General features: G+C 45.7%; 18 protein-coding genes and 1 tRNA gene. 10 read left to right on the forward strand and 9 right to left on the reverse strand.

Annotation, left to right across the window (positions count from 1 at the left end; translation table 11 throughout):
• Nucleotides 1-12: 12 nt before the first annotated feature.
• Nucleotides 13-131 (reverse strand) — tRNA-OTHER (locus AB4Z08_RS23010).
• 247 nt (nt 132-378) lie between these two features.
• Here AB4Z08_RS23010 and AB4Z08_RS23015 point away from each other — a divergent pair.
• A complete protein-coding gene (locus tag AB4Z08_RS23015; protein ID WP_441576138.1) occupies nt 379-1389 on the forward strand; it encodes a helix-turn-helix transcriptional regulator in 1011 nt (336 codons plus the stop codon).
• Between the two features lie 90 nt (nt 1390-1479).
• Here the strand turns inward: AB4Z08_RS23015 and AB4Z08_RS23020 are convergent, their stop codons facing one another.
• From AB4Z08_RS23020 to AB4Z08_RS23040, 5 genes are all read right to left on the reverse strand, one after another.
• Nucleotides 1480-2925, reverse strand: coding sequence for a c-type cytochrome domain-containing protein (locus AB4Z08_RS23020; RefSeq protein ID WP_441576139.1), 1446 nt, complete (start codon nt 2923-2925; stop codon nt 1480-1482).
• Nucleotides 2922-3830 (reverse strand): sugar phosphate isomerase/epimerase family protein, encoded by a 909-nt coding sequence (locus AB4Z08_RS23025; RefSeq protein ID WP_441576140.1) that lies wholly within the window; start codon nt 3828-3830, stop codon nt 2922-2924. The genes AB4Z08_RS23020 and AB4Z08_RS23025 overlap by 4 nt, the downstream gene beginning before the upstream one ends.
• 26 nt (nt 3831-3856) lie before the next feature.
• Nucleotides 3857-5344, reverse strand: a complete 1488-nt coding sequence (locus tag AB4Z08_RS23030) for a DUF1501 domain-containing protein (protein WP_441576141.1) — start codon at nt 5342-5344, stop codon at nt 3857-3859.
• A gap of 5 nt (nt 5345-5349) precedes the next feature.
• Nucleotides 5350-8076 (reverse strand): DUF1553 domain-containing protein, encoded by a 2727-nt coding sequence (locus AB4Z08_RS23035; protein WP_441576142.1) that lies wholly within the window; start codon nt 8074-8076, stop codon nt 5350-5352.
• An 88-nt stretch (nt 8077-8164) separates the two neighbouring features.
• Entirely contained in the window at nt 8165-9046 is an 882-nt protein-coding gene (locus tag AB4Z08_RS23040) for a helix-turn-helix domain-containing protein (RefSeq protein ID WP_441576143.1), read from the reverse strand.
• Between the two features lie 694 nt (nt 9047-9740).
• Here AB4Z08_RS23040 and AB4Z08_RS23045 point away from each other — a divergent pair.
• From AB4Z08_RS23045 to AB4Z08_RS23055, 3 genes are all read left to right on the forward strand, one after another.
• Nucleotides 9741-12905 carry a glycoside hydrolase family 2 TIM barrel-domain containing protein gene (locus AB4Z08_RS23045; RefSeq protein WP_441576144.1) on the forward strand — a complete coding sequence of 1055 codons (3165 nt, stop codon included), beginning with the start codon at nt 9741-9743 and terminating at the stop codon, nt 12903-12905.
• A gap of 142 nt (nt 12906-13047) precedes the next feature.
• The gene (locus tag AB4Z08_RS23050) at nt 13048-13395 is read left to right on the forward strand and encodes a hypothetical protein (RefSeq protein ID WP_441576145.1); all 348 of its coding nucleotides are present in this window, start codon (nt 13048-13050) and stop codon (nt 13393-13395) included.
• Between the two features lie 6 nt (nt 13396-13401).
• Nucleotides 13402-14412 carry a type II toxin-antitoxin system antitoxin SocA domain-containing protein gene (locus AB4Z08_RS23055; RefSeq protein WP_441576146.1) on the forward strand — a complete coding sequence of 337 codons (1011 nt, stop codon included), beginning with the start codon at nt 13402-13404 and terminating at the stop codon, nt 14410-14412.
• Between the two features lie 14 nt (nt 14413-14426).
• On the opposite strand, the gene AB4Z08_RS23060 is transcribed toward AB4Z08_RS23055, so the two are convergent.
• Complete coding sequence (locus tag AB4Z08_RS23060; RefSeq protein ID WP_441576147.1) at nt 14427-15011, reverse strand: pentapeptide repeat-containing protein; 585 nt, start codon at nt 15009-15011, stop codon at nt 14427-14429.
• 111 nt (nt 15012-15122) lie between these two features.
• On the opposite strand from AB4Z08_RS23060, the gene dinB reads away from it, so the two are divergent.
• Complete coding sequence (gene dinB / locus AB4Z08_RS23065) at nt 15123-16241, forward strand: DNA polymerase IV (protein WP_441576148.1); 1119 nt, start codon at nt 15123-15125, stop codon at nt 16239-16241.
• 9 nt (nt 16242-16250) lie between these two features.
• Here dinB and AB4Z08_RS23070 read toward each other — a convergent pair whose 3' ends face one another.
• Together AB4Z08_RS23070 and AB4Z08_RS23075 are read right to left on the reverse strand one after the other, a co-directional pair.
• The gene (locus AB4Z08_RS23070; protein ID WP_441576149.1) at nt 16251-16373 is read right to left on the reverse strand and encodes a hypothetical protein; all 123 of its coding nucleotides are present in this window, start codon (nt 16371-16373) and stop codon (nt 16251-16253) included.
• 473 nt (nt 16374-16846) lie between these two features.
• Entirely contained in the window at nt 16847-17251 is a 405-nt protein-coding gene (locus AB4Z08_RS23075; protein ID WP_441576150.1) for a contact-dependent growth inhibition system immunity protein, read from the reverse strand.
• 339 nt (nt 17252-17590) lie between these two features.
• On the opposite strand from AB4Z08_RS23075, the gene AB4Z08_RS23080 reads away from it, so the two are divergent.
• The 5 genes from AB4Z08_RS23080 (at nt 17591) to AB4Z08_RS23100 (ending at nt 25490) form a co-directional block, all read left to right on the forward strand.
• Nucleotides 17591-18220, forward strand: a complete 630-nt coding sequence (locus AB4Z08_RS23080; RefSeq protein WP_441576151.1) for an RNA polymerase sigma factor — start codon at nt 17591-17593, stop codon at nt 18218-18220.
• Between the two features lie 83 nt (nt 18221-18303).
• A complete protein-coding gene (locus AB4Z08_RS23085; protein WP_441576152.1) occupies nt 18304-19287 on the forward strand; it encodes a FecR family protein in 984 nt (327 codons plus the stop codon).
• Between the two features lie 167 nt (nt 19288-19454).
• On the forward strand, nt 19455-22784 hold the full coding sequence (locus tag AB4Z08_RS23090) for a TonB-dependent receptor (RefSeq protein ID WP_441576153.1): 3330 nt from the start codon (nt 19455-19457) through the stop codon (nt 22782-22784).
• Nucleotides 22785-22813: 29 nt separating this feature from the next.
• Entirely contained in the window at nt 22814-24307 is a 1494-nt protein-coding gene (locus AB4Z08_RS23095) for a RagB/SusD family nutrient uptake outer membrane protein (protein ID WP_441576154.1), read from the forward strand.
• 109 nt (nt 24308-24416) lie between these two features.
• Nucleotides 24417-25490, forward strand: a complete 1074-nt coding sequence (locus AB4Z08_RS23100) for an alkaline phosphatase (RefSeq protein ID WP_441576155.1) — start codon at nt 24417-24419, stop codon at nt 25488-25490.
• Nucleotides 25491-25513 lie beyond the last annotated feature (23 nt).

The raw sequence follows: 25513 nt of genomic DNA on the forward strand, positions 1-25513 counted from the left end.
ACCTCGATATAGTAAAGCAGGTTGGACTCGAACCAACAACCCCCGCATCCCTGGATGTGAAGTAAGTTTTAATTGACCTGTCGGTAATTTTAGAACTATTGAACGGTGCGCTACCATTGCGCTACTGCTTTTCCATCTTTGGCGGTAATCGTAAATGTTTTTCATTTGGAGTGAGTTGAAGTAACATTTGCTTGACCGCTTCCGATGACACAAAGATGCAAGGGCAAGTGCGCAGTACACTTGCGCACTTAAAATTTATTTAAAAAAATATTTTAAACAGATGATAATCATTAATTTGTGAGATAATTATTTTTTAGAGGATGATATGTACGCAGGTAGAATGCGTAGTGTTTTGTTTTCTTTGTATAAAAGCTGTGTATGTCCATCAATAAACTTGCCCTGATACGGTATAAGGCCATCGATGATTGTTTACGCAACCGCTATCGTAAGTGGACACTGGAAGATCTGATAGATAAAGTAGCTGATGTATTATATAATGCAGAAGGCATCAGTTCGGGGGTGAGCAAGCGAACCATCCAGGCGGATATTCAGCTGATGCGCAGTGATAAGCTGGGATATAATGCCCCCATAGAAGTAAAGGACCGTAAGTACTATGCCTACAGTGATCCGGCGTATAGCATCACCAATGCACCTATTAACGACGCGGACGTAGATAAGATGAAAGAAATAGTCGCTGTGCTGAAACAATTTAATGGTTTCAGCTACTTCGATGATATGAGCGATATGATTGCCCGGTTGGAAAATAATCTCTATAAATCAACTGATACACAACTTAACTGTATTCAGTTTGAGAACAACCATCAGTTACTGGGACTGGCACATATCAACCCACTGTACCAGGCTACCCTGCACCGCAAAGCATTACTGATAGAATATAAATCTTTTAAAGCCAGCGAAGCAAAGGAACATATCTGTTATCCATACCTGCTGAAAGAATACCGCAACCGCTGGTTCCTCATCACCCGGGTTAAACATACGCCCATGCTGACAACGATGGCACTTGACCGTATCATCAGTTTGCAGGAACTGCCCAAAGAGAAATTTATCGCTTACGATGGTATTCCTTTCGAAGAATACTTCGGTAACCTGATCGGCGTCACCAAATCAGAGAAAGAGGTGGCACATAAAGTAGTGCTGGAAATAGATAAGAAACATGCGCCTTATGTGCTGACAAAACCACTGCACCATTCCCAGCAGGTGCTGAGGGAAAACGAAAAGGGTACCATTGTGAGCATTGAGGTAGTGCTGAACTTTGAGCTGGAGAGAGAAATTATGGGATTTGGAGAACATATGAAAGTATTGTCCCCCAAATCCCTGGCCACACGCATTGCTAAAAGACTGGTGCAGGCCGCAAAAAGCTATGAATAAGGTTTGCCATCACTCACAACACTCACTCACAACACTCACTCACAACACTCGCTCACAACACTCGCCAATCTAACAGCTAACAGCTAAAAGCTAACCGCTTATTTTGTGATACACCATGGTGTCTGATACCAGCTGTGGCAAATGATAGCCACCGGTATCTATCTTCAATTTAGGCAACTGCTGACGCAATTGCTGAACTGCCATTGGTTTAACACCTGCCTGATATAAATATACCTGTTGTAGTTTTTTATTTTTCTGAAGAGACAATAAACCCTCATCCGTAACAGCGGTTCCTGCCAGGTTGAGGTAACGCAAATTGGTACAGGCATTTAATGCATTCATTCCCTTTCCCTTTATGGCTACATTTCTCAGGTCCAGCCGCACCAGGTGCGGGAGTTTTCCCAATACCGGAAATGCGCTGTCCGTTACCTGGGTCCCACCCAGATTCAGCCATACCAGCTGATCTTTCAGGGGCAACAGCAACTGCATATCCTGATCGTTGAAAGCGGCTGCATTGATACAATCTACGCTCACATAATTGGTGGCAGCACCTACCCGCAATACTTTTACGCCTTTCGCCTCCAGGGCAGCAATGCTTTGTGCGCTTACAGGGGATACTTTGTCTTCCGGAATAAACTCCTGTTTATCCAGCGGGGTAGCAGGTTGCATGCCATCCAGTACCGCCAGCATCAGCGTTGTTTTAGGCAGTTCCTTTACCGTTTTGCCGGTAGGCGCGCCCTGTGCGATCCACCAATGCAGTAGCTCCAGCTCCTGCGGAGTTACCGCTGGTTTGCCTCTTGGTGGCATACGGTGGTCATCTTCTTCCGGTAATAGCAGTCGCTTGAATAATTCGCTTTCTTCCGGCATACTGTCTTTCAATACCGGGCCATGTTCTCCGCCTTTACGGATCAATTCTACTGATTCCAGTCGCAGTCCACCTTTCAGCTTCTGCTCATTATGACAGCTATAACAACGATTGGCTAATACAGGTCTTACCAGGTCTTCGTACAACCGGGCATCGCCAATGTTCGTATACGCGGTAACGTTAGTAACGGATTTGTTGAGCCCGGTGAGCTGCCGTAGTCCGGCCGGCATGGCCTGCGTGAGGTAGTCATCGCCGTGGGTAAGACTACCGCCATAATGCCCTGCGGCACTGAGCAGCAATATCATGAGCAGTGCTGCAGGCACCTGCAACCGGCGAAAGCGGTCTTTGTTATTCTTTCTTTCCAGCAGGTACAGAACAGTGCTGATAACGGCTACGCCTATACCCAGATATTTATGTGTTAGTAATAGGTTTTCTTCGTATCCTCCATCCAGTGAAAGCAGGTAGCCGGTGATACAGCTGGCGATGGCAGACAAGGCTGCTGCCAGCAATATGGTGGGCAATGCAGACTGAAGATAGCGCCATTTTTCCCGGCGGGCCAGTAATGTCAGGATACAAGCGATCAGTAATATGCCTATGGGCAAATGGACCAGTAAAGGATGCGAGCGCCCTATAAACATACTCCAGCTGCCGGTGCTAATCAGTAATTTCATTGTTTGCTATAACGTTGTTTAAGCTGCTTCATCATATATACATTGACATCCCACTGATCAGCCACCGGCTGACGGGTATACGGCAGGGTAGGCAGATAATCTGCCGGACCAAATTCCGTCAGGAAAGTCAGCGGTTTGCCTGCGGCCTGGTGCTTTTGCACTACCTGGTCCCACCATGCGAAATGTGCTTTCACAGCACCTTCCCACTCGGGTGCACGCGGATCATTTACCTGTGGGCCTTCCGGGTGACCAATACGTGCATGTATATGTGATGCACGGTCCAATGCTTTGGCTACAGTATCAGCCTGGTCATGCAACAATGATTCGTGTACATTGCACCAGTGTGAAATGTCCAGCGTTAGCCGCAGATCAGGTTTTGCTTCAATAAATTTCCGGGCTACGTGCGCCGCAAACATCATCCGGGAACGGTGCGTTTCATGATACACCGGTATGCAGGATTGCTTTGATATGCGAATGGTCATATCTATCAGCGCACTGTTTTGCTCAAAAGAAAAATAGTCTCTGCCGGAATGACAATTAATATATAACGGTTTGATTTTACTATTGCTGGTAGCAGCTTTCAGTGCGGTTTCAAATTGCTGTGCATGTTTCGTATAGTCGCTGTCGTAGCCTGCGCATAAATATCCTACCTGTAATTCGTATTTGGCCAATGCGGCAAATAGTTCCTGTTGTGCTGCGGCTTCCGTAGGCCACCATATTTCCATACCATCATAGCCGGCATTTTTTGCATCGCGGCAAAAAGCATCGATACTACCGTTGTAGCCCCAGTTGGTGGCTAAGATGATTAACTTAAAGCCTTCCTTTGAAGGTACGCCTGCCGCGGAGGCAAACTTAGGCAGCGATGGTAAACATAACGCAGAGGCCAGTATAGCAGATTGTTTCAAGAAATTTCGTTTGTGTTGATCCATGTTTAGCTTAATATGGGTGTAATTACTTTTCCGCCGGTATCTGTTAACCGGAAGGGACGTCCCTGGAACTGATAAGTGAGTTTTTCATGATCGAATCCCAGCTGTTGCAGGATCGTTGCATGGATATCATTGATGGCCACTTTGCCTTTCACCGCAGAATAGCCTATTTCATCGGTTTCTCCGTAGGAAAATCCTTTCTTGATGCCAGCGCCGGCCATCCACATGGTGAAGGCTTCTACATGGTGATCACGACCCATGAAAGGCATGTCTTTTCCATCCCTGTTTTCCTGCATGGGAGTACGGCCAAATTCACCGCCCCATACCACCAGTGTTTCGTCTAATAATCCGCGTTGTTTCAGATCCTGCAGCAGTGCGGTAATAGGACGGTCGATTTCCCGGCATTTGTTACGCAAGCCGTAGTCGATAGACCCACCTTCATCTGTACCATGTGTATCCCAGCCCCAGTCATACAATTGTACAAAGCGTACGCCTTTCTCTACCAGCTTGCGGGCCAGCAGACAGTTGTTGGCAAAGGATTCTTTACCTGGCTGGGTACCGTACATTTCGTGGATGTAATCAGGTTCCTTGTTGATGTTCATTACATCCGGTACGGAGATCTGCATTTTATAAGCCAGCTCGTACTGGGAAATGCGCGACAATGTTTCCGGATCACCGAAGGCGGTATATTCCTGTTTATTTATTTCGTTGATGGCATTGATGGATTCTTTGCGCAGGTCTCTGCTCATGCCGTCGGGATCGGTAAGAAACAGTACCGGTTCTCCTTTGGTCCTGCATTGAACGCCCTGGTACACAGAAGGCAGAAAGCCGCTACCCCACACGCTCTTACCGGCATCTGGTGTTTTACCACCGGAAGTCAGTACTACAAACCCGGGCAGGTTGTCGTTTTCAGAGCCCAGTCCGTATGTTACCCAGGAGCCTATACTGGGGCGACCCAGTCTGGCGCTGCCGGTTTGCATGAGTAACTGCGCCGGGCCATGATTGAACTGATCTGTTTGCACTGCTTTCAGGAAACTCACATCATCGGCCATGGTAGTGAAGTGTGGCAGGTGATCGGAAATCCACGCCCGTGATTCTCCATGTTGATTAAATACGGCTTGTGGGCCCAGCATTTTTGGAACGCCTCTGATGAAGGCAAACTTTTTACCTTCAAGAAAAGAAGCCGGGCATAACTGGTTATGTAGTTTCTGCAGGGCAGGTTTATAATCGAATAATTCCAGTTGGGAAGGTGCCCCTGCCATATGGAGATAGATCACACTTTTAGCCCTGCCGGGAAAATGAGGTGATTTTGGTATCATCGGGTTACCGCTGAGATCCACCAGTGTTTTGCTGCTGGTGCCGCAGCTGGCCAGGAAAGAGCCGATGGCGGCAGCACCCAGTCCTGTAACACAATCCTTCAGAAAGTGGCGCCGGGTAAAATAACGCAGCGTAGTATCATTGGCTTCCTTTATCAGTCTTGCATGTTTAGTCATACTGCTTAGGATTTAGTTAGGAATTCATCCAGGTTCATAATGGCATTGGCGACTACTGCCAGGGCAGCCAGTTCAGCCTGTTGCGGTTCACTGTTTTTGCTTTGCAGCACTTTCATGGCGGCATTGGGGTCCTTGCGGAATTCCTGCAGCGCCTGCGCATATAGTGTTTGTAGTACTTTCAGTTTATTATCGGGCAATGTTTTATACATCGCAGTCTGATAACCCCAACGGATACACGCTTCAACGTTGTTGCCGCCGTTTTGCTGCATATGCTTCGCCAGGGTGGTGGCGGTTTCCATATAAACAGGATCATTCAGTGTTACAAGTGCCTGCAATGGCGTGTTGGTGCGAATGCGGCGTTGCAGACAAACTTCCCGGCTGCTGCCGTCAAAAGAAATCATGGAAGGATAGGGACTGGTGCGTTTCTGATAGACGTACACTGCTCTACGGTATTGGTTTCCATCAGTAGCCTTATTCCAGCTGGCGCCGTTGTATACGGTTTGCCAGATGTTGTCCGGTTGAAAGGGCATGATACTCGGACCATGCAGCTGCTGGTTTAAAAGGCCGCTTACCCTGAGTGCCTGGTCCCTTACTTCCTCCGAGGTCAGCCTAAAGCGGGGGCCTCTTGCCAGCAGGCGGTTGGCAGGATCTTTTTCCAGTAAATCCGGTGTGGCGTTAGATGTTTGTTTGTATGCAGCTGATAATACAATTTCTTTCAGCAATGGTTTTACATGCCATTTATAATCGTGCATAAAGCGATAAGCGAGGTAGTCGAGCAGTTCCGGGTGGGAAGGTAAGAAGCCCTGGGAGCCGAAATCTTCCAGCGTTTCTACGATGCCTGTACCAAAGATTTGTTCCCAGCAGCGGTTAACCATCACCCTTGCGGTGAGAGGATTTTGTGTGGAGGTCATCCATTGTGCGAGTCCAAGCCGGTTGCGTGGTGCATCTTTCGGGAAGGGGTTGAGCGAATGTGGTACATCCGGGGTGACCACCTTTCCTTTTACGAGCCAGTTGCCGCGTTCAAAGACATGGGTGACGCGGGAGGTAACGGCCGGATTTTCTATCATCACGGGAATATCGTCCGGGTTCTGATTGATCAGTGCCATCATTTCCGCGCTGATTTTATCGTAGCCGGGTTTTCCTTTGCCGGGTATATCTCCGCGGAAGGCAAACCATTCCACAGCACATACGGCATCTGCCGGGTTGATGGCCGGGTTACGGAATATGAGGAAGAGGTCGTGCGTGCCTGTTACGGCAGGTATTGGGATACTGATGGCCAGTCTTCCATTGGTGGTGGCCAGCTGATGAGTGAGCAGCGTTTTCCCTTTAAGACTATCGAGTCTTATTTCCATGATACCGCCTTTGTTGCCGGTCCAGTAGTTCATGAAGAGCCGTGTTTTGCCATCCAGCTGTTGATGCGGAAGGCGGCAGCTACCATTGTGGCGTACGCCCATGTATTTGGTATCGAGCAGGGCACCGTTGATATACTGGTCGGCGTCATGGGCATGTACTTTAGGTTCCAGTACTTTGAGGAATTCCTGTACATCCAGTTGTTGTGTGTTGTTGCCGTATTGTGCTACCCAGCTGCTGATTTCCTGCACCTGTGAGGTACTAACGCTGTCGTATAAACGCAGTTTAGGATGTTCCATGTGGGTGTCTTCGTCGCGGGTATTATTGAGGAAGGCCAGCAGTTTATAATAATCTTCGAAGTGGAAGGGGTCGTAAGGGTGGGCGTGGCACTGTACGCAGGCGATAGTGACACCCTGGAATACCTCCATGGTCGTGCTTACCCGATCCATTACAGCAGCGGTGCGGAATTCTTCATCCTGCGTACCTCCTTCATCGTTGGTCATCGTATTGCGGTTAAACGCTGTGGCGATGAGCTGGTCGTTGGTAGGATGGGGGAGCAGGTCGCCTGCCAGTTGATTGATCGTGAAGCTGTCATAGGGCATATCGTTGTTGAAGGCATCTATGAGCCAGTCGCGGTAGCGCCATATTCTCCTGCCTTCGTCCCTTTCATAGCCTTTTGTGTCGGAATAACGGGCGAGGTCCAGCCACATGGCCGTCCATCGTTCGCCGTAATGAGGGGATTGAAGGAGGGTGTCGACTATTTTTTCATATGCGTTCGGGTCTTTGCTGTCGGCAAACTGTTTGGCCATTTCCGGTGTAGGTGGCAGACCGGTAAGGTCCATGCTAACCCGGCGCAGCAGGGTCATTTTATCCGCTTCAGGAGCGGGTTTGAGTCCTTCTGCTTTCAGCTTTTCCTGTATGAAACGGTCAATGTTGTTACCATTGGCAACGGTGATATCTGGTACAGGTACTTGTTTAGGCGGAATGTAAGCCCAGTGTTCTCCCCATTCGGCGCCTTCTTTTACCCAGCGGGTGAGCAGGTCTATTTCTGCATCGGTGAGTGGTTCGCCTTTCTGTGGCATCCGTTCTTTCGGGTCTTTACAGGTAAGGCGGCGAATGAATTCACTTTTTTCAGGGTGTCCGGGAACGATAGCCGGTTTACCGGACTTGGTGATGCCCAGGGCTTCTTCCCGGAACAGTACACTAAATCCACCGTTTTGTTTTACCCCACCATGGCAGCTGATACAATGCTTGTTCAGCACCGGTTTTACCTCCGTGCTGAAGTCTACTTTTTTATTGGAATGACAGGCGGCAAACATAATGCCTGCGCCGGCAGTAAGTGTAAGGGCCACTGTTACCCTCAACGTGGAGAAATGATGCATTAGCAATTGATTGACACACTGTAAAAATAAGTTGGCTATCACAAAATGCTGCTAGATGATCCGCTGATTATGATGGATTATCTTACGGTCAAACTTTCTTATCCCGGTACTGATTGGGTGAAACGCCCATTACTTTTGTAAACATCCGTGAGAAATAATAAGGGTCTTCCATACCCAGTTGCATAGCTACTTCTTTAATGCGTAATGGTGTGAAAAGTAAGTACTGGCAAGCCTTCTGTACTTTCAGGTGATTAAAATATTCTATCGGTGAAAAGCCGGTATTACTTTTAAAAAGGAAGGAAAAGTGCGACTGTGAAAGGTTTACAGCTTTTGCCATTTGCTGCAGCGTGAGCATCTTATCCAGGTGATTATTCATGTAATCGATGACCTGATCTATCGAATTATGGTGCTGTTTTGCTTTTCCGGGTTTGGATATGCCGGGATATATGCAGGACGACAAAAAAGACCAGAAGTTCATGTTGGAATAAACGAGATTTTCCTGTCGGTAACCCCGCTGTAGTTGCTGATAAATGCTTTCAAACTGTTCGAGCCTGTCCTCGGAATGGGGCAGAAATATTTTATGGCCGTTCCATTCCTTGACGGCGGTATCTACGATTGCTGCGGCGCTGCTACCCAGGAAATGAGCCCAGTAGATAGTCCATGGATCTTCGGTATCTGCGCTGTATTCGTGTGCCCACTTGCGGGGTAGCAGGAAGCAGTCGCCCGCCTGAATCAGGAAGGTTTCTTTTTTTATGGTAATGCTTCCTTTGCCTTCGATGCAGTAAATTAATATATGCTGATCAGCCCCGTGCGCCCGTTTCCGGTGATGGAAAAAGGCTTTCGGATAATAACCGATATCAGTAATGTACAGTGGTGTCAGCACCGGTTCTTTAGCACAGTTTTTACTCAGGATGTTGCGGGGTATGACTATCATACGCTGCCCCTGAAAGCCTTCTTTCTTCCTGATCATAACGCAGCTGGTTTTATCTCAAAGTAAGAAAATCCATTTATTCTCTACTCCCTGGTATTATCGAGCATTGTCCTATACCAGGCGAACGCTAAGTTCCCGCTTTTTTTCCGGAGGGATATAAAGCTTATTAGCATTATTATAAAATATATTATCCTGAATTGCTTCAGTAGTCATCATCTCGAAAGCCTTCTTTTTTCCTGATCGGAAAGTAGCTTTATCTCAAAGTAAGAAAATCCATTTAATGTGTGCTGCGGTTCATCATCATTTCATGGCCCATTTTGATATAAGGTTAATTTCGTGGGTTTACCGGTAATGCCCCTTCAAACTTTACCTGCGCGTCTATCGTCATAAAGAAGAAAGCATCTGCAGACTCCGGATTTTTCATGGCAGGATTTTCGATTTTCTTTCAACTGATAGATGCCTTTCAGTTGATCAAGTGTTTCCTGTGTCAACTGAATACTATGTAATAATTGCTTCTTTTCCGGAATTTCGTAGGGTTCACTCCAGAAAATATCATCTACTGGCACAATCACCAGCATAACAGCGTACGCCAATGCGAATGAATACAAAATTTTATTAATAATAAAATGTCCCCCGGCCTCACTCATACTTTAATATCCTGCATTCATCAAATTTATCCATCTCTTTAAAAAAATAATCTTTTCTTTATGCGTTACTGAACTTTAACTGAACAATGAAAGAAAGACTACTCCTGGTAGCCCTCACCGCTTTTTGTATGAAGGGGAGGGCGCAACAGTTACCCACAGAACTACAAACACCCGAAGTGGTATCGGTAAACAGGATGCCGATGAGAGCCACGGCATTTGCTTATGAAAGCAACACCCTGGCGGAGCAACGCGAAAAAGAAAAATCTGCCTGCTTCCTTTCTCTCAATGGTCAATGGAAATTCAATTGGGTACAGGATCCGCGGAAACGCCCGTTAGATTTCTATAAAGTTGATTTTAATGATGCGTCCTGGGATAATTTTAAAGTACCGGCCAACTGGGAAGTGAATGGCTACGGGCTACCGATTTATGTAAATCAGCCTTATGAATTTGCCGGCCGTACTAAAACGGGTGAAGACCTGAATGCCCCTTTTGATATTCCGGAAGATAACAACCCGGTGGGATCTTACCGTAAAAAAATCAATATCCCGCAGCAATGGGACGGGAAACAGGTGTTCATTCATCTTGGCGCGGTGAAATCTGCTTTCTTTATCTGGGTCAATGGTCAGAAGGTAGGCTATAGTGAAGATAGTAAGCTGGCGGCAGAATTTGATATCACCAGATATGTAAAACCGGGCGAAAACCTGGTAGCACTGCAGGTATACCGCTGGAGTGATGGCTCATACCTCGAATGCCAGGATATGTGGCGCATCTCCGGTATTGAAAGAGAAGTATACCTGTATGCTACTCCGAAGATAGATGTGCGCGATTTTAGGATCACTTCTACATTAGATAAGTCCTATACCAATGGTATTTTTAAAATAGATATGGAGGTAGATAACTACCGCATAGATAAAAATACCATCCATAGTAAACCCGATACCTTTTCGGTAGCAATAGACCTCCGGGATGCCAGCGGGAAAAGTATTTACAGGGAGGAAACCAAGGATATACAGAAAGTGTTAGGGAACTACAAATCAACCCTTTCATTCAATAAGGAAATACCGGCAGTGCAAACCTGGTCGGCCGAAACCCCTTACCTGTACACGCTTTACATCACCCTGAAAGATAAAACCGGGCAGGTACTGGAAGTTATTCCGCAGCGGGTAGGTTTCCGCTCTATCGAAATCACCAACCGCAATTTTCTCGTTAATGGCAAACGTGTTTTTCTGAAAGGCGTGAACCGTCACGAGCATAACGCCACGCAAGGCCATACACTTACCCGTGATGACATGCGCAAGGATATGGAAATGATGAAACAGCTCAATGTAAATGCGGTACGTCATTCACACTATCCTCCTGATCCTTACTGGATGCAATTGTGCGATGAATATGGGCTTTATGTAATTGATGAAGCCAACATTGAATCCCACGGACGTTACTACGATCTCGCCTATACGTTTGCCAACGACAAACAATGGCGCGTTCCGCACCTGGAGAGAATACAACGGATGTACGAAAGAGATAAAAATCACGCAGCAGTAATCACCTGGTCATTAGGTAATGAAGCGGGTAATGGTTGCAACTTTTATGAAGCTTACGACTGGCTGAAAAGAAAGGACAGCACCCGACCTGTACAATACGAACGAGCAGAGCATGATTATAACACGGATATGATTGTACCACAATATCCGTCTCCCGGCTCATTGGTAAAGTATTCGCAACGCAATCCGGATCGTCCGATGATCATGAGCGAATACGCACATATAATGGGTAACAGTCTTGGTAACTTTCAGGAATACTGGACCGCTATTGAAAACAATCCTTATCTACAGGGCGGTTTCATCTGGGAGTGGATAGATCAGGGTATTGATACCGTTAAAAATGGTAAACGTATCCTGGCCTATGGCGGTGATTTTCCGCTGAGTGGCCCGGTGAATGAGGATTTCAGCGACAATAATTTCTGCGTAAAAGGAGTGGTCACTGCCCATCGCGGTTTAACACCTATGGCAGTAGAAGTGAAGAAAGTATATCAGCATATCCACACTACATTTAATGGATCGGATGCTATTACTATCCGTAATGGTTATTTCTTCCGGGACCTGGCTAACTATCAGTTGACCTGGGAAATTCTGGAAGATGGGAAACCGGTAGAACGTGGCAGTATCAAGGATCTTAAAGTGGGACCACAACAACAGATAAATATCGCGTTACCGCTTAAATCCAAAGCAAAAACTGGCAGGGAATATTTTCTTACTGTACACTATACATTAAAAGAGAAAGAACCATTTATCCCTGCCGGTTACGAAATAGCAGCAGAGCAGTTTACATGGCGACCCACCATGAAAAGTGATGACACCGTGGTAGGTAAGCAACCCGCGCTGACAGCAATAGAAACGCCAGGATCCTTACAGATCAAAGGAAGCGGCTTCGTCTTATCTTTTGATATGAACAAGGGTACCTTAAACGGTTATGAACTACAGGGCGAATCCTTGCTGGAAGGAAGTCTTCAGCCAGCGTTCTGGCGTGCCCCTACCGACAATGATATTGGCGCAGGCTTTAATCATTCCCTGCGTAAATGGCGCAATGCTGCTGCCGAAGGGAAGTTAATAAGCGCTACACTGCTGAAAGCAGCGGGTAGCTATATTGTTACCATCAAAAAAGAATTGCTGGAAGGGGAAGCAACTGTTACCCAAACATTCAATGTATATGGCGATGGTGCGGTAAGAGTAGAGAACCAGTTAAACGTTCTCAAAGGTAAATATCCGTTGCTGCTACGTGTGGGGAACGATTTGCAGCTGAGCAGACAACTCAGCCAGATCAGCTACTATGGCCGTGGTCCATGGGAAAACTATTGGGATAGAAAGACGGCTTCTTTCGTTGGGATCTATCAACAATCGGTAGATAGCCAATACTTTCCTTATGCCCGTCCACAGGAAAGCGGCAACAAATCTGATGTTCGCTGGGTAAATCTTACCAATAAGAAAGGCAAGGGATTACGTTTTGAATATGCAGCTGGAAAACCATTCAATTTCTCCGCACTGCCTTATAGTATGGATGACCTGGATCCTGAAGCAGATAAAAAACAATATCATTCCGGTGAACTGGTACCGCGTAACACGATTTATATGCATATAGATATGCAGCAATCCGGTGTGCAGGGAATTGACAGCTGGGGCTCTATGCCACTGAAAGAATACAGGATTCCGTATAGTGATCAGTTTTATAGTTATTGGATAAAGCCATTGAAATAAGAAGAAAGCAAAAAGTAAAGGAAGAGCCCCGGCAGTATATTGTCGGGGCTTTTTTGTGTATTTTGTCGCTATTTTGATAAATAATCCAACTAATTAGTTGGATTATTTATATATTTGTGTTGTTGAAAAACCTACCACGATTATGTCAGGAAAAGCCGAAGTTTTGGGCTTCTTGCAAGCATTTAAAGTTAACCTGGATATATGGGGCGTGATTTTTAGGAGTGACAGGAATAAGAATATACAAGCCTTACTTGATTTGGATATCAGGCCGGATGACAGAATTGACGTGTTAAAATCGCTTGAGTTAACTGATTATAGTACGGGACCTTTGGAAGAGCGATTAAACGGAGGGGCAAGTATGTGGATATTTGGTAAAGAGGTTAAGAAAAAGGAAGTGTACATAAAGATAACGATGGGCACCATCCAGACTGCAGTTATCTGCATTTCTTTCCATTTAGCTGAATTTAAAATGAAGTATCCCTTTAAATAATAATTTATGAAAAGTCCATTTACAGGAGGTAAAGTTGAATTAAAAACAGAGGTTAGGAAATTGGAATATCGCAAAGAAAAATTTCCCATTCATTTCCATTTTTATAAGTGTATCGATTCCGGTGAAGAGTTTACAGATACAGCGTTGGATAATCTCAATGTTGCTCAGATTCACAATAAGTACAGATCCAAGTTTGGGATACCTTTCGTGGAAGAAATTAAAGAAATAAGGGAGCAATATGGGTTGAGTGCTGCTAAAATGAGTGAGGTATTAGGACTGGGTATTAACGTGTACCGGCAGTATGAAGGAGGTGAAATTCCGAGTGTGGCAACAGGGAGATTAATTCGACTGGCAAAAGATCCGGGGGAGTTTAGAAAGCTACTGGAAATCAGTCAGGGTGTTTTTGAATCCCACGAATATGATCGCGTGTTGCGCAAAATAAATCAGGCAGCTCAGGCTGATACCATAGATGAGAAATTGTACTTCTACCTTTTTGAAAGTAAATATCCCAATATGCTAAATGGTTTTCGGATGCCGGATATAAAAAGAATTGCAGGCATGATCCATTTTTTTGCACAGGAGAATAAGCCATATACTACTGCACTTAACAAATTGCTGTTTTATGCAGATTTTGTTCATTTCAAAAAACATGGAACAGGCATCAGTGGAATGTGCTACAAGGCGTTTGAAAAAGGACCAGTTCCTAATAACTATGGAAGTGTATATAATTACCTTTTAAATAAAGGGTTGATTAATATGACTGAGGTCACATTTCAGGACTTTGTAGGGGACCAATTTTACAGTGAACGCAATATTCAGCTCAATGAAGAAGGTGAGAGTTTGTTTTCTGCTACAGAAATAGCCGTACTTAAGTCGGTATCCAAAAGATTTAAAGGAAAAACAACTAAAGAGATTGTTCAAATCAGTCACCTTGAATCTGCGTGGCAAAATAATGCAGATATGTCCGGCCGCATAACTTATGAATATAGCTTTGACCTTAAAGTCACTGAAAAATAGTTTCAGATCCTCTTTTATTCCACAATCTCCACGCCCAATCCATCCAGCAACGCCAGCGCATCCGGCAAACTAAACTTAGCCTTCCTCACCTTATTCTCCTGCACATTAATCGCATATCGTTGTGCCCCTACGAAATTTGCCTGCGTAAGATCGGTGTTGGCAAAACGGGCCCCTGCCAGATCCGTTCCTGTAAAATTAGCCAACGATAAATTACAGGCAGAAAAATCCACTTCATCCGCCTGACAATGAATAAACACGCCTTTCTTCAGGTTTTTACCTGAAAAACTGCAGTAGCTGATGCGGCTATGATGAAAGTCTATGGTAAGCGGATCCCGGGCATTGTGCCAGGCAACGCCGATCGCTTTGGAATGCTGTAGTACGACCCGGCTGAAAGCCGTTTTCCTGAACTGTATGAGTGACAGGTCACAATCTTCAAAAGTACATCTCTCAAAAGAGCAGTCTTCAAAAATACATTCCTTCAGACTGCATTTATAAAACTGACACTCATAAAACTCCCTGCCGGTAATTGTTTTACCTTCCCAGATGATGTTTTCGAATTTCTTGTGTTCATGTGAAACGTCCTGATCATAATCTGCCACGGCCTAAAATTTAGTGCATAAAGATAAGGATTAAGGTGGCAGGAGAAATACCGCTTACCGGTATCCCGGAAATTTTTTCGTTGTATCTTTACAGCGCTTCCGGGTGTAGAAATGGAGAACAGCGCAAATAGCATACAACGAAAAATTATTCATATTGATATGGACGCATTTTATGCGTCCGTAGAGCAGCGTGATAATCCACTTTACCGTGGTAAAGCCATCGCAGTTGGTGGTTCGCCGGAAGGTCGTGGCGGGGTAGTAGCTACCGCCAGTTATGAAGCCCGTAAATTTGGCGTCCGTTCTGCCATGCCCTCCAAAAGAGCACAACAACTCTGTCCCGAATTAATATTTGTACGTCCCCGTTTTGATGCCTACAAAGAAGTATCCCGTCATATCCGGGAAATATTTTCCCGCTATACAGATCTCATTGAACCATTGTCGCTCGATGAAGCTTACCTGGACGTAACGACCGACAAGCAAAACATTGGCTCTGCTATCGAAATCGCCAAACAGATCAAACAGGCTATCCGCGACGAGCTACAGCTGACAGCATCAGCGGGGGTATCTATCAATAAATTTGTAGCAAAAATAGCTTCTGACCTCAATAAACCAGACGGACTTACTTTTATAGGCCCTTCTGCGATTGAAGGGTTCATGGAGCAATTGGTGGTGGAAAAATTTCATGGCGTAGGTAAAGTTACCGCCGATAAAATGAAAAGGATGGGGCTCTTTACCGGCGCCGATCTGAAGAAATTGTCGGAGCAGGACCTGAAAACACATTTCGGTAAAGTGGGTAGTTTTTACTACCGCATAGTGCGCGGTCTGGACGAGCGGGAAGTACAGCCTCACCGCGAAACAAAATCACTGGGCGCAGAAGATACTTTTCCATATGATCTCACAGAGATTACTGATATGGAAGCGGAACTAATAAAAATAGCGAAAACAGTCTACGACCGGCTGCAACGTTATAACCTCAAAGGCCGTACGATTACGCTGAAAATAAAATATAGCGATTTTAAACAGATTACCCGTAACCAATCTTTTCCTTTCCCGGTGGGTGACTTTGATACGATTGTTGATACCGCCAAACAATTGCTGGCCGCTTCTTCCCCGGAAGATAAGCGCATACGGCTGCTAGGCATCACGTTATCCAATTTTCATGAACCAACGGTCCCTGAAGGAAAGCCCCATCAATCCGCACAGTTATCGCTTTTTGATTTTGAGGAATAACGATTTCTTTTAAAAGCCTTTAACGGTTTGCCTGCAAAGGTAAAAGCGGTTGGCTAAAACATTGATGCTGGTATGCTCGCGGTCATCGGGGCTATGGTGCCGGGTTTCGTGCAGGCGGATACTGACGGCCATGAAGTCCGTCTTTCTTCTTTATAGAGTAAATACCTGCTGATCGATTCCCAGGCCAGCTGGTCCCTGCAGGGCAGAAAATCCTAATGTAGCAAAAGCTTTTGAGCAGTATAAAGACAACAAATTCACTACCCAGGGTTTTTCCCTGGACTCCAAAAAGGACTATTGGCTCAGTGCCAGTGATCATCTCCACTGGCTACCGGTATCTGATCTTAAAGCATGGAGCAATGAAGCAGCCCGCCTGTACGGCGTTAACAGCATTCCACAAAATTTCCTGCCCGATCTTCCAAGGAAGATCATTGCCAAAAATCTGCGTGGGGATGCTTGGGTGAATAAGCTGAAAGAAATACGCCAGGGAAGAATTACGGATTAGGAATTATGAATTATGGGTATGAAATACAAATGATAGCGTAAATAGAAATCATTGCGTTCCTCTTACATTCGTAATTCGTAATTTTTAATTCGTAATTTTCTTATTACGCTTCTGCTTTACGCCAGAACTCAGGTAAGTCGATTTCAGTTTCTATTTCTTCACTTCTGTCCTGCATCATATCGATCAGGCTTTTGTGAAGGTCAGGATGTTCTTCCCAAAACGTGGAAGGTACGTCCAGTACGTTCTTCAGCAGATCGCCGGGATACATACCGGCAGTAACCAGTACATCGGTTTTTAATATTTCCAGTGCTAAAGGTACCAGGTAGGTAGGATTAAATGATTGTCCGATTAACGTCCGCAATTCACTCGCAGATAATTTTACTACAGGTACTTTAACTAAGGCTAGACATTTCTGAAGTACTCCCGAATCCTGTTCTGTGGCCGTTCCCCAAGTCTTATTCTCCAACTGCTCTAAAGATTTATATCTCCAGATATCTTTCTTATTCATAAAAATGTGTCTCTCTTTTCGTGCTAATAAAATAATTATTATGAAGATGATTTCAACGCGCAATTTTTTCTTTTGATGGTGATCATCTGCCAGATTCCTGCGGAGTTTATGCAGGAGTTGCGGTAGCCGGTCAGCGCCGGCGGTTATAAGAAACCAGGATCAACAGCTATAAATATAATGAATATTGTTGATGGAGAAACAAAATTTTCCTCCTTTTAACATTTTGTATTATTTTACTCTAACATTAAATTATTGTAAACCGGCGCTAATTCACGCTGCATGCCAGAGTTTTGCAGGTGCAATTTACAGAAACCAATTGAATTTCTTAAGAGCAGCAGGATGTATTCCAATTCAGACCACCACTCATCAGATAAACAACGTAATGCAGGCCTTGATAACAAGGAAAGAAGCCGCCCATATTTTGATGAAATTTATGAACAATACTGGCAGGAACTGTATGAGGTAGCCTTTCGCCGCCTGGCAACAGCACAGGATGCAGAAGATATTTTACAGGACGTTTTTTTGTCGCTCCTGAAAAATCCGGCCGTACTCCAGAAAGACGGCTCCATCAGGGCCTGGCTTCATCGCGCCCTCAAAGGAAAGATCATCGACTGCTACAGGAGAAGTTTAGTACAGGAAGCCTTTGTAGCCAACACAGAAGTAACCGCTGTTCGCTATACCGCCCACCCGGACGATCAACTCATGAAAAAAGAACTGGAAGCATTACTGGAAACCGAAATCAGCAAGATGCCGGAGAAAATGAAAACCGTTTTTCTCCTGAGCCGGAAAAAAATGCTATCCAACGAAGAAATTGCCACAGAACTGGCCCTTTCCGATCAAACCGTCAGAAACCAGATCAGCGCAGCCATTAAACGAATCCGGCTCGCCCTCCACCACTACAACCTGGCAGAAGATAAAAGCAGCCAGGCAATCATGATCATTACCGCTGTATTATTAAGACATCACTGATCCTGATGTTATCGCAACGTTAAGCTTGAAATACACCCGGTACATTGTGTCCTGTTGTTCGAGTATGTTTCTAAAAGCTACCGGTGAATAAACAACAACTACTGGAACTATTAGAAAAAGAAGCACAGGGCAGATGCTCCCCGGAAGATATCCGTCTGCTAGATGCCTGGTATGCTTCTTTTGATGAAAACAATGGACAGCGCCCCGCATTTAAAGATGCTATACACCGCGAAGAGGTCCGTGCGCGCCTGCTCAGCCGCATCCATCAACAGGTGCCGACAGATGTGCCTGACCTGCCACGATATCCCCCGGTAAAGAAAATAACCCACTACCGCACGATCTTCAGCGCAGCGGCAGCTATTCTTGTCCTGTTTATCCTAGGCATTTCTTTTTTCGGCCGTCATCAGCCAGCTACACCTGCTCCCGAAAAGTTACTCAGCACACATACCCCTGTGGGCAAGCAGCTGAAAATAACCCTTGCCGATGGTAGCACTGTGTGGCTGAATGCCAACAGTACACTGCATTACCCGGCTCACTTTGATGGTAAAACAAGAACTGTACAACTGGAAGGAGAGGCCTTTTTCGACATTGCACAAACAGCTGCCCAACCTTTTATCGTGCACACAGAAAAAATCAGCACCGTTGTTCTGGGGACATCTTTTAATATCAATGCCTGGCCCCAGCTGCCCGATATCCATATCCAGGTGGCTACCGGTAAGGTAGGCATCCTGTCCGGCGACAGCGCACTCACCACCCTGAACGCCGATCAGCAACTGACCTGGGATAAAACCAAACGCACATTTTCCACCGGCAACCGCCCGGCCGCTATAGCCAACACCTGGAAGGAAGGTATCATCAACCTGGACGGCGCCTCTTTTGAGGAACTGTCACTGGTATTGTATAACAACTTTGGCTACACGCTGCAAACCAAACGAAAAGAGATCAGACAGATTCGTTTTTCACTGCAACTGAAGACGGGAGATAAAATCAACACTATCATGCCAGCCATCTCCAGAATTACAGATACGCATTATCGTATCAGTGAGCAGACCATTACTATGTACTAAACAAATAATAAAAAAGCGAAAGTTGCTGAAACAACTCTCGCCCTTCACCAGCAAGGTATTCAGCTCCCGGGAAGGTGTATGAATATCCCTGCATTTAAACGAGTTGATCATCATTTAAACGATTCAAAATTATGGAAAAAAACCTTACGGGGTTAAGCAAACACCTTATGAGAATTTCAACACTTCTTTTAGGAATGATCCTGGCCGGCACTGTCTGTTTACAGGCTGCTACCGGCGCTGCCCAGGAACTCAGCCACATTAAGCTGCAGATCCATTTCAAGGATAAAACGCTGGCCGCTGCTATGGCAGAGCTATCTGCCGCCAGCAAAATATCATTTGCCTATGATAAAGCAGCACTCAGCACGAAAACCATCCGGGACGCGGATTTCAAACAAACCGCCCTCGATGAAATACTGCATAAACTCCTGGCTGCCACCGGCTATGATTACGAAGTTATCAACAATATGGTGGTCATCGGTAAGGAAAAAATAGTCATTCCCAAAACACCCGGCACCATCGCCGGTCGTATCACGGATGAAAAAAATGAACCATTGCCCGGTGCCAGTATCCGCATCCCGGAACTGAATAAAAGCATGGTCAGCGCCAACGACGGCACTTTCAGCATGACCATTGAACCGGGTACCTATACCGTTGAAATAAGTTTTATTTCCTTTACTTCCCAACGCCTGCTGAAAGTGAGCGTAGGAGAGGGCGAGAATAAAGAACTGCATATCATCATGAAGCCCTCACTCAATGCCCTGAATGAAGTGCTGGTAGTAGGTTACGGTACTCAGGCCAAAAAAGATATCACGGGTTCTATAGGGTCTGTGTCCGGCGATCAGCTGGAAAACAGGTCTGTAGGGAGTCTTGATCAGGCACTCGTAGGCAAGGTCGCAGGATTAAGCGTTTCCAATAATTCCGGCGCTCCGGGTACTGGCATGATGATCCGCATACGTGGTGTGGGTACCATCAATAACAGCGATCCGCTGTATGTAGTAGATGGCAATCCATTCGCAAATATCAACAACCTTGATCCGGAAGATATTCAGTCGGTGGAAATCCTGAAAAGTGCTTCTGCGGCTGCTATCTACGGCTCCCGTGGCGCTAACGGCGTTGTGCTGATTACCACCAAAAAGGGTAGCGCCGGTAACATGAGAACGGACGTACATGCATTTACCGGCATACAAAGCGTGTATAAGAAACTGGACCTCACAGATGCAGCTACCTATGCAAAGTATTATAATGCCGCACTGGTGGCTGGCGGACAAACACCGGTTTTTGCCAACCCCGACAGCTACGGCAAAGGAACCGACTGGCAGAAAGCTATTTTCAGAAATGCCCCTATCAGTAAATATGAACTGGCCTTGTCCGGAGGAAAAGATGGTTCGGTATATCGCATGAGCGGTAGCTACCTGAAACAGAAAGGAACCGTGATAGGCACAGATTACAGCAAATTGGGCATGGCATTCAATTCTTCTCATCAGCTGAAATCCTGGTTGAAATTCGGAGAAAATTTCAACTATGCATATACTACCCGTAACAGCATCTCCGACTACGACAGCGATTCCAGGGGAATCATCAGCACCGCCGTGCAGATGGCGCCCACTGTACCGGTAAAGAATGCAGACGGCAGTTATGGTGTATCTCCTTTTGCCAATACCTATAACCCGGTAGCGGCTGTTGAAAATATCCAGCACCTGGAAAAGCAATGGCAGCTGGCCGCTTCCGTATATGGCCAGGCAGATCTGTTTACCGGATTAAATTTTAAATCACAGTTTAATGTGACAGTAGGCAATGGCCGTCAACGTTCATACGTACCCGTATACTTTGTCAGCAATTCCCAGAAAGAAGATGTGAGCAGCCTGGAAGAAGAGGCTTCGAATGGCACGCAATGGGCCTGGGAAAATATGCTGAACTATAGTCGCAATTTTGGTCGTCATCATATAGACGGACTGCTGGGTGTGACCGCGCAGTATTCCTATGACACCTATATCCGCGCTTACGGACAAAACCTGCCTGCCGATGCTACGTTGTCGCCTTCCCTGCAATATCTGGGGCTGGCTTCTTCCGGTGAATCTATTGGTGGTGGCGGAGATAAATGGGGCATGTTATCTTACTTCGGCAGGGTAAACTATGCGTATAACAATACCTACCTCGCCACGATCAATGTACGCCGCGATGGTTCCTCGAAGTTTGGCGCCAACAACCGCTTTGGTACTTTCCCTTCTTTCTCGCTGGGATGGAGATTATCCAATGAGCCTTTTCTGAAAGATGTGAAATTCATCAATGATCTGAAACTTCGTGGCGGATGGGGAACACTGGGTAATGAAGGATCGCTGTCTACCAGCGCTACTGTATCCACCCTGAAAGTGAATATCCCGTATCCGCTGGGCGCCGGCAAGGGACAATTGATTTACCTGGGTGCCACCCCTTCCAGCATTGGTAACATGGACCTCAAATGGGAAACTACCAAAGAAACAGATCTCGGAATCGATGCAACGTTGTTCAATAATCGCATTACAGTAGGAGCCGATTATTATCACCGCGTTACTTCCGGCATCCTGGTACAACTACCAATCCTGGCTTCTGTAGGGGTACCGGAAGCACCTTATGTAAATGGAGGAGATGTGTTGAATCGTGGATTTGAATTTACGCTGGGTTTTCATAGCAACCGCAAACATGATTTCGGTTACGACCTCTCTTTCAACTTCGCCATCAATCATAATGAAGTGACCAGCTTAACCAACGATGGCGCTGCCTTTTATGCCGGCGAAATCACCAGTGGGGTAGACGTGAGCAAAACGTCCGTTGGACATCCCATTGGCGCATTTTACGGTTATCAGACCGACGGTATTTTCCAGAACCAGAAAGAGATTGATAATGCTGCCAAACAAACTGGTGCTGCTCCCGGCGACATACGTTTTAAAGACCTGAACGGCGATCATATTATTGATGATAAAGACCAGACCTATATTGGTAATCCATGGGCTACCCATACGTATGGTTTCTCTGCATCTTTCTATTATAAAAACATAGACCTGGCCTTTACCCTCAATGGACGCGGTGGCAACCAGATTTATGCTGCCTGGAAAAACAACACCAATGGCTCCGGTATCTCCAACTATTTTGCGCCGGATAAAACACAAACGTGGACGGGAGAAGGTACTTCCAATAAAGAGCCGCGTGTAAATGTACTCGATCCCAACAATAATATGCGCCCTTCTGACCGATGGATAGAGAATGGCAGTTTCCTGCGATTGAATAATCTGCAGATAGGTTATTCATTGCCGAAAACGTTGTTGCACAAATGGGGCTTTAGCAAAGTGAGGGTATACGTAGCCGGTGAAAACCTGCTCACCATCACCAGGTATGATGGCTTTGATCCGGAGGTAGGCATGCGCGATGGCAATGGTGGTGATCCGTTGGATGTAGGTATTGACCGCGCCTATTATCCGCGCCCCCGCACGGTTTCCGCAGGATTGAATGTGAGTTTTTAATTTTTTTTAAGCAGTTAATTTCGAAAGATATGAAACGCATTATCGCTACTTTATTAATACTATTGGCAGGTACTTTTTCTGCCTGTAATAAATTGCTGGAAATAGAGCCGCAAGGCAAGCAAACTACGGCGACTTTTTTCACCACGCCGGCTACTGCCAAACAGGGACTGATAGCCGCTTATAAAGCCCTGCAATCCAACTACCGTACTAATTACCCGGGTTATGTGAGATGGGTTTTCGGTGATGTTTGTTCTGATGATACGCGCGCCAACGGCGGTGATAATCCGGATATGATACAGGTAGAATATTTTGTGGCCAATGCCACCAACCCGTTTTTTGATAATGCATGGTCCACTTTATACCAGGGTATTCATGCCGCTAACCTGGTCATAGAAAAAGTGCCTGCCGTAAAAGGGTTGGACCAGGCTACCAGGGATATTTATTCAGGAGAAGGGAAATTTCTGCGGGCTTATTATTACTTCAACCTGGTACAGATTTTTGGTGGTGTGCCACTGGTGTTACAGGAAACGTTGCCGGACTATAATATTCCGCGTAATTCCAAACAAGCTATTTATGATCAGATCGTGAAAGACTTGCTGGAAGCGGAACCTGTGCTGCCGGAAAAAAGTACGCAGGCAAAAAACGACTACGGTCGCGCTACCAAAGGCGCTGCCCAGGCGTTGCTGGCAAGGGTGTATATGATGCAGGGTAAGTTTGTGGAAACAGAGACCTGGACAAAGAAAATCATCGATGCACATCAGTATAGCCTGGATCCGGTATACTATCACAATTTCACCATCGATGGAGAATATGGTGCAGAAGCCATTTTTGAAATCAATTTCCAGTACGACGCCCGCTTCTACGATGAAAACGGTTCCGGTGATGGCGATGGCAGAACCCGCGGCCCTTTATCTTACGGCTGGGGATATGACGATCCTACCCAGGACCTCGTGGATGCCTTTGAACCAAATGATCCACGCAAAAAAGCCACCGTATATAAAAACGGCGACATCCTTCCCGATGGTACTATTGGCGCAGTAGGTACCAGTGCTACCGGTTACCTGTGTACGAAATACCTGATCCTTAAAAATGAAATGTCTGATCAGCCTAAAAGTTCTGCTAAAGACCAGATCGTATTCCGCCTGGGGCATATCCTGTTGTGGTATGCAGAAGCTGCTAACGAGAACGGACATACGACAGAAGCCCTGAAGGCACTGAACAGTGTACGGGAAAGAGCGCGGGAAGGGAATGCACAAATCCTGGCGGATATTACAACCACCGATAAGGTTAAATTAAGAGAAGCTATCTGGCAGGAAGAACGTGTGGAATATGCGACCGAAGTATTCCGTTTCTTTGACCTGGTGCGTACCAACCGGGCAGCTAAAGTACTGAACGCCTATGCTAAAAAATACAATGATCAGAAAGGCGCGGAGTTCAAAGAAGGTATACATGAATTGTTTCCTATTCCGCAATCGCAGATTAACCTGAGCCATGGGGTGCTTCAACAAAACCCTGGATTTTAATTAAAGAATTACGAATTACGAATTACGAATTTCAAGATCTACTCAGCATTCTTCACACAAATCCGTAATTTGAAATTCGTAATTCGTAATTCTCAAAAAACAAAACATAATGAAAAAATATATTCTCCTGGTAGTTTGTGCAGCTACGGTATATCAGCCGTTGCGCGCGCAAACAAGGTCTGCATCTCCTAAAAAAATAAAAAATATTATTTTCATGATAGGGGATGGGATGGGCACCACCCAGATTTACGCCGGATTAACCGCCAACAAAGGCTGGCTGAACCTGGAAAGATTTAAATGTATTGGCTTTTCCAGGACTAACGCTGCCAATGATTATATTACAGAATCTGCGGCCGGCGCCACTGCTTTTTCCATTGGTGAAAAAACCTATAACGGTGCAATTGGTGTAGACACTGCCCGCAGGGCCAAACCAACGATCACGGAAATTGCACACCAGCACGGACTATCTACCGGGATTGTAGTCACCACAGATATTACGGATGCAACCCCGGCTACTTTTGCTGCCCATGAACCATCACGTGAAATGTCTGCAGAAATTGCAGCGGACTATATAAAGTCGGATGTAGATGTATTGATCGGCGCTGGCAGAGAACATTTTGATCAACGCAAAGATGGACGTAATCTGCTGGAAGAATTCGGTAAAAAAGGCTACCATGTGAAATACACCACAGAAGATATTGCCACCGTAAAAAAGGGTAAGCTTGTTGGATTAATAATAGAAAAACGGGTGGCGCAAAGAGGTGATCAGCTGATGCAAACAACCAAAACTGCGATCGATCTGCTAAAACAAAACAACAAAGGTTTTTTCCTGGTAGTGGAAGGCTCCAAAATTGATGATGGCGGCCACGCAAATGATTTGCAATATGTTACTGAAGAGATGATAGACTTTGATCGTACCATTGGCGCCGTATTGGATTTTGCGAAGAAAGACGGAGAAACGCTGGTGGTCGTAACCGCGGATCATGAAACCGGTGGTCTTACTATTTCAGAAGGAGATTTGCAAACCGGAAAGATCAGTGGTAAGTTTTCAACGGATGATCATACCGGCGTGATGGTACCTGTGTTTGCCTATGGCCCCGGTGCAGAGGCTTTTATGGGAATTTATCATAACAATACCATCTTTGCCAAATTCATGCAGGCATTGCATTTTGTGAAGAAATAGTACGTAAACGACTATACGAAGAA

The sequence above is a fragment of the Chitinophaga sp. RAB17 genome (genome assembly GCF_052114225.1).
Lineage (GTDB): Bacteria > Bacteroidota > Bacteroidia > Chitinophagales > Chitinophagaceae > Chitinophaga.

Bases quoted from the DNA above. Each gene is read 5' to 3' on its own strand.
- AB4Z08_RS23015 (WP_441576138.1), top strand. From the start codon at position 379: ATGTCCATCAATAAACTTGCCCTGATACGGTATAAGGCCATCGATGAT.
- AB4Z08_RS23020 (WP_441576139.1), bottom strand. From the start codon at position 2,925: ATGAAATTACTGATTAGCACCGGCAGCTGGAGTATGTTTATAGGGCGC.
- AB4Z08_RS23030 (WP_441576141.1), bottom strand. From the start codon at position 5,344: ATGACTAAACATGCAAGACTGATAAAGGAAGCCAATGATACTACGCTG.
- AB4Z08_RS23035 (WP_441576142.1), bottom strand. From the start codon at position 8,076: ATGCATCATTTCTCCACGTTGAGGGTAACAGTGGCCCTTACACTTACT.
- AB4Z08_RS23040 (WP_441576143.1), bottom strand. From the start codon at position 9,046: ATGATCAGGAAGAAAGAAGGCTTTCAGGGGCAGCGTATGATAGTCATA.
- AB4Z08_RS23045 (WP_441576144.1), top strand. From the start codon at position 9,741: ATGAAAGAAAGACTACTCCTGGTAGCCCTCACCGCTTTTTGTATGAAG.
- AB4Z08_RS23050 (WP_441576145.1), top strand. From the start codon at position 13,048: ATGTCAGGAAAAGCCGAAGTTTTGGGCTTCTTGCAAGCATTTAAAGTT.
- AB4Z08_RS23055 (WP_441576146.1), top strand. From the start codon at position 13,402: ATGAAAAGTCCATTTACAGGAGGTAAAGTTGAATTAAAAACAGAGGTT.
- dinB (WP_441576148.1), top strand. From the start codon at position 15,123: ATGGAGAACAGCGCAAATAGCATACAACGAAAAATTATTCATATTGAT.
- AB4Z08_RS23070 (WP_441576149.1), bottom strand. From the start codon at position 16,373: ATGGCCGTCAGTATCCGCCTGCACGAAACCCGGCACCATAGCCCCGAT.
- AB4Z08_RS23075 (WP_441576150.1), bottom strand. From the start codon at position 17,251: ATGAATAAGAAAGATATCTGGAGATATAAATCTTTAGAGCAGTTGGAG.
- AB4Z08_RS23080 (WP_441576151.1), top strand. From the start codon at position 17,591: ATGTATTCCAATTCAGACCACCACTCATCAGATAAACAACGTAATGCA.
- AB4Z08_RS23090 (WP_441576153.1), top strand. From the start codon at position 19,455: ATGAGAATTTCAACACTTCTTTTAGGAATGATCCTGGCCGGCACTGTC.
- AB4Z08_RS23095 (WP_441576154.1), top strand. From the start codon at position 22,814: ATGAAACGCATTATCGCTACTTTATTAATACTATTGGCAGGTACTTTT.
- AB4Z08_RS23100 (WP_441576155.1), top strand. From the start codon at position 24,417: ATGAAAAAATATATTCTCCTGGTAGTTTGTGCAGCTACGGTATATCAG.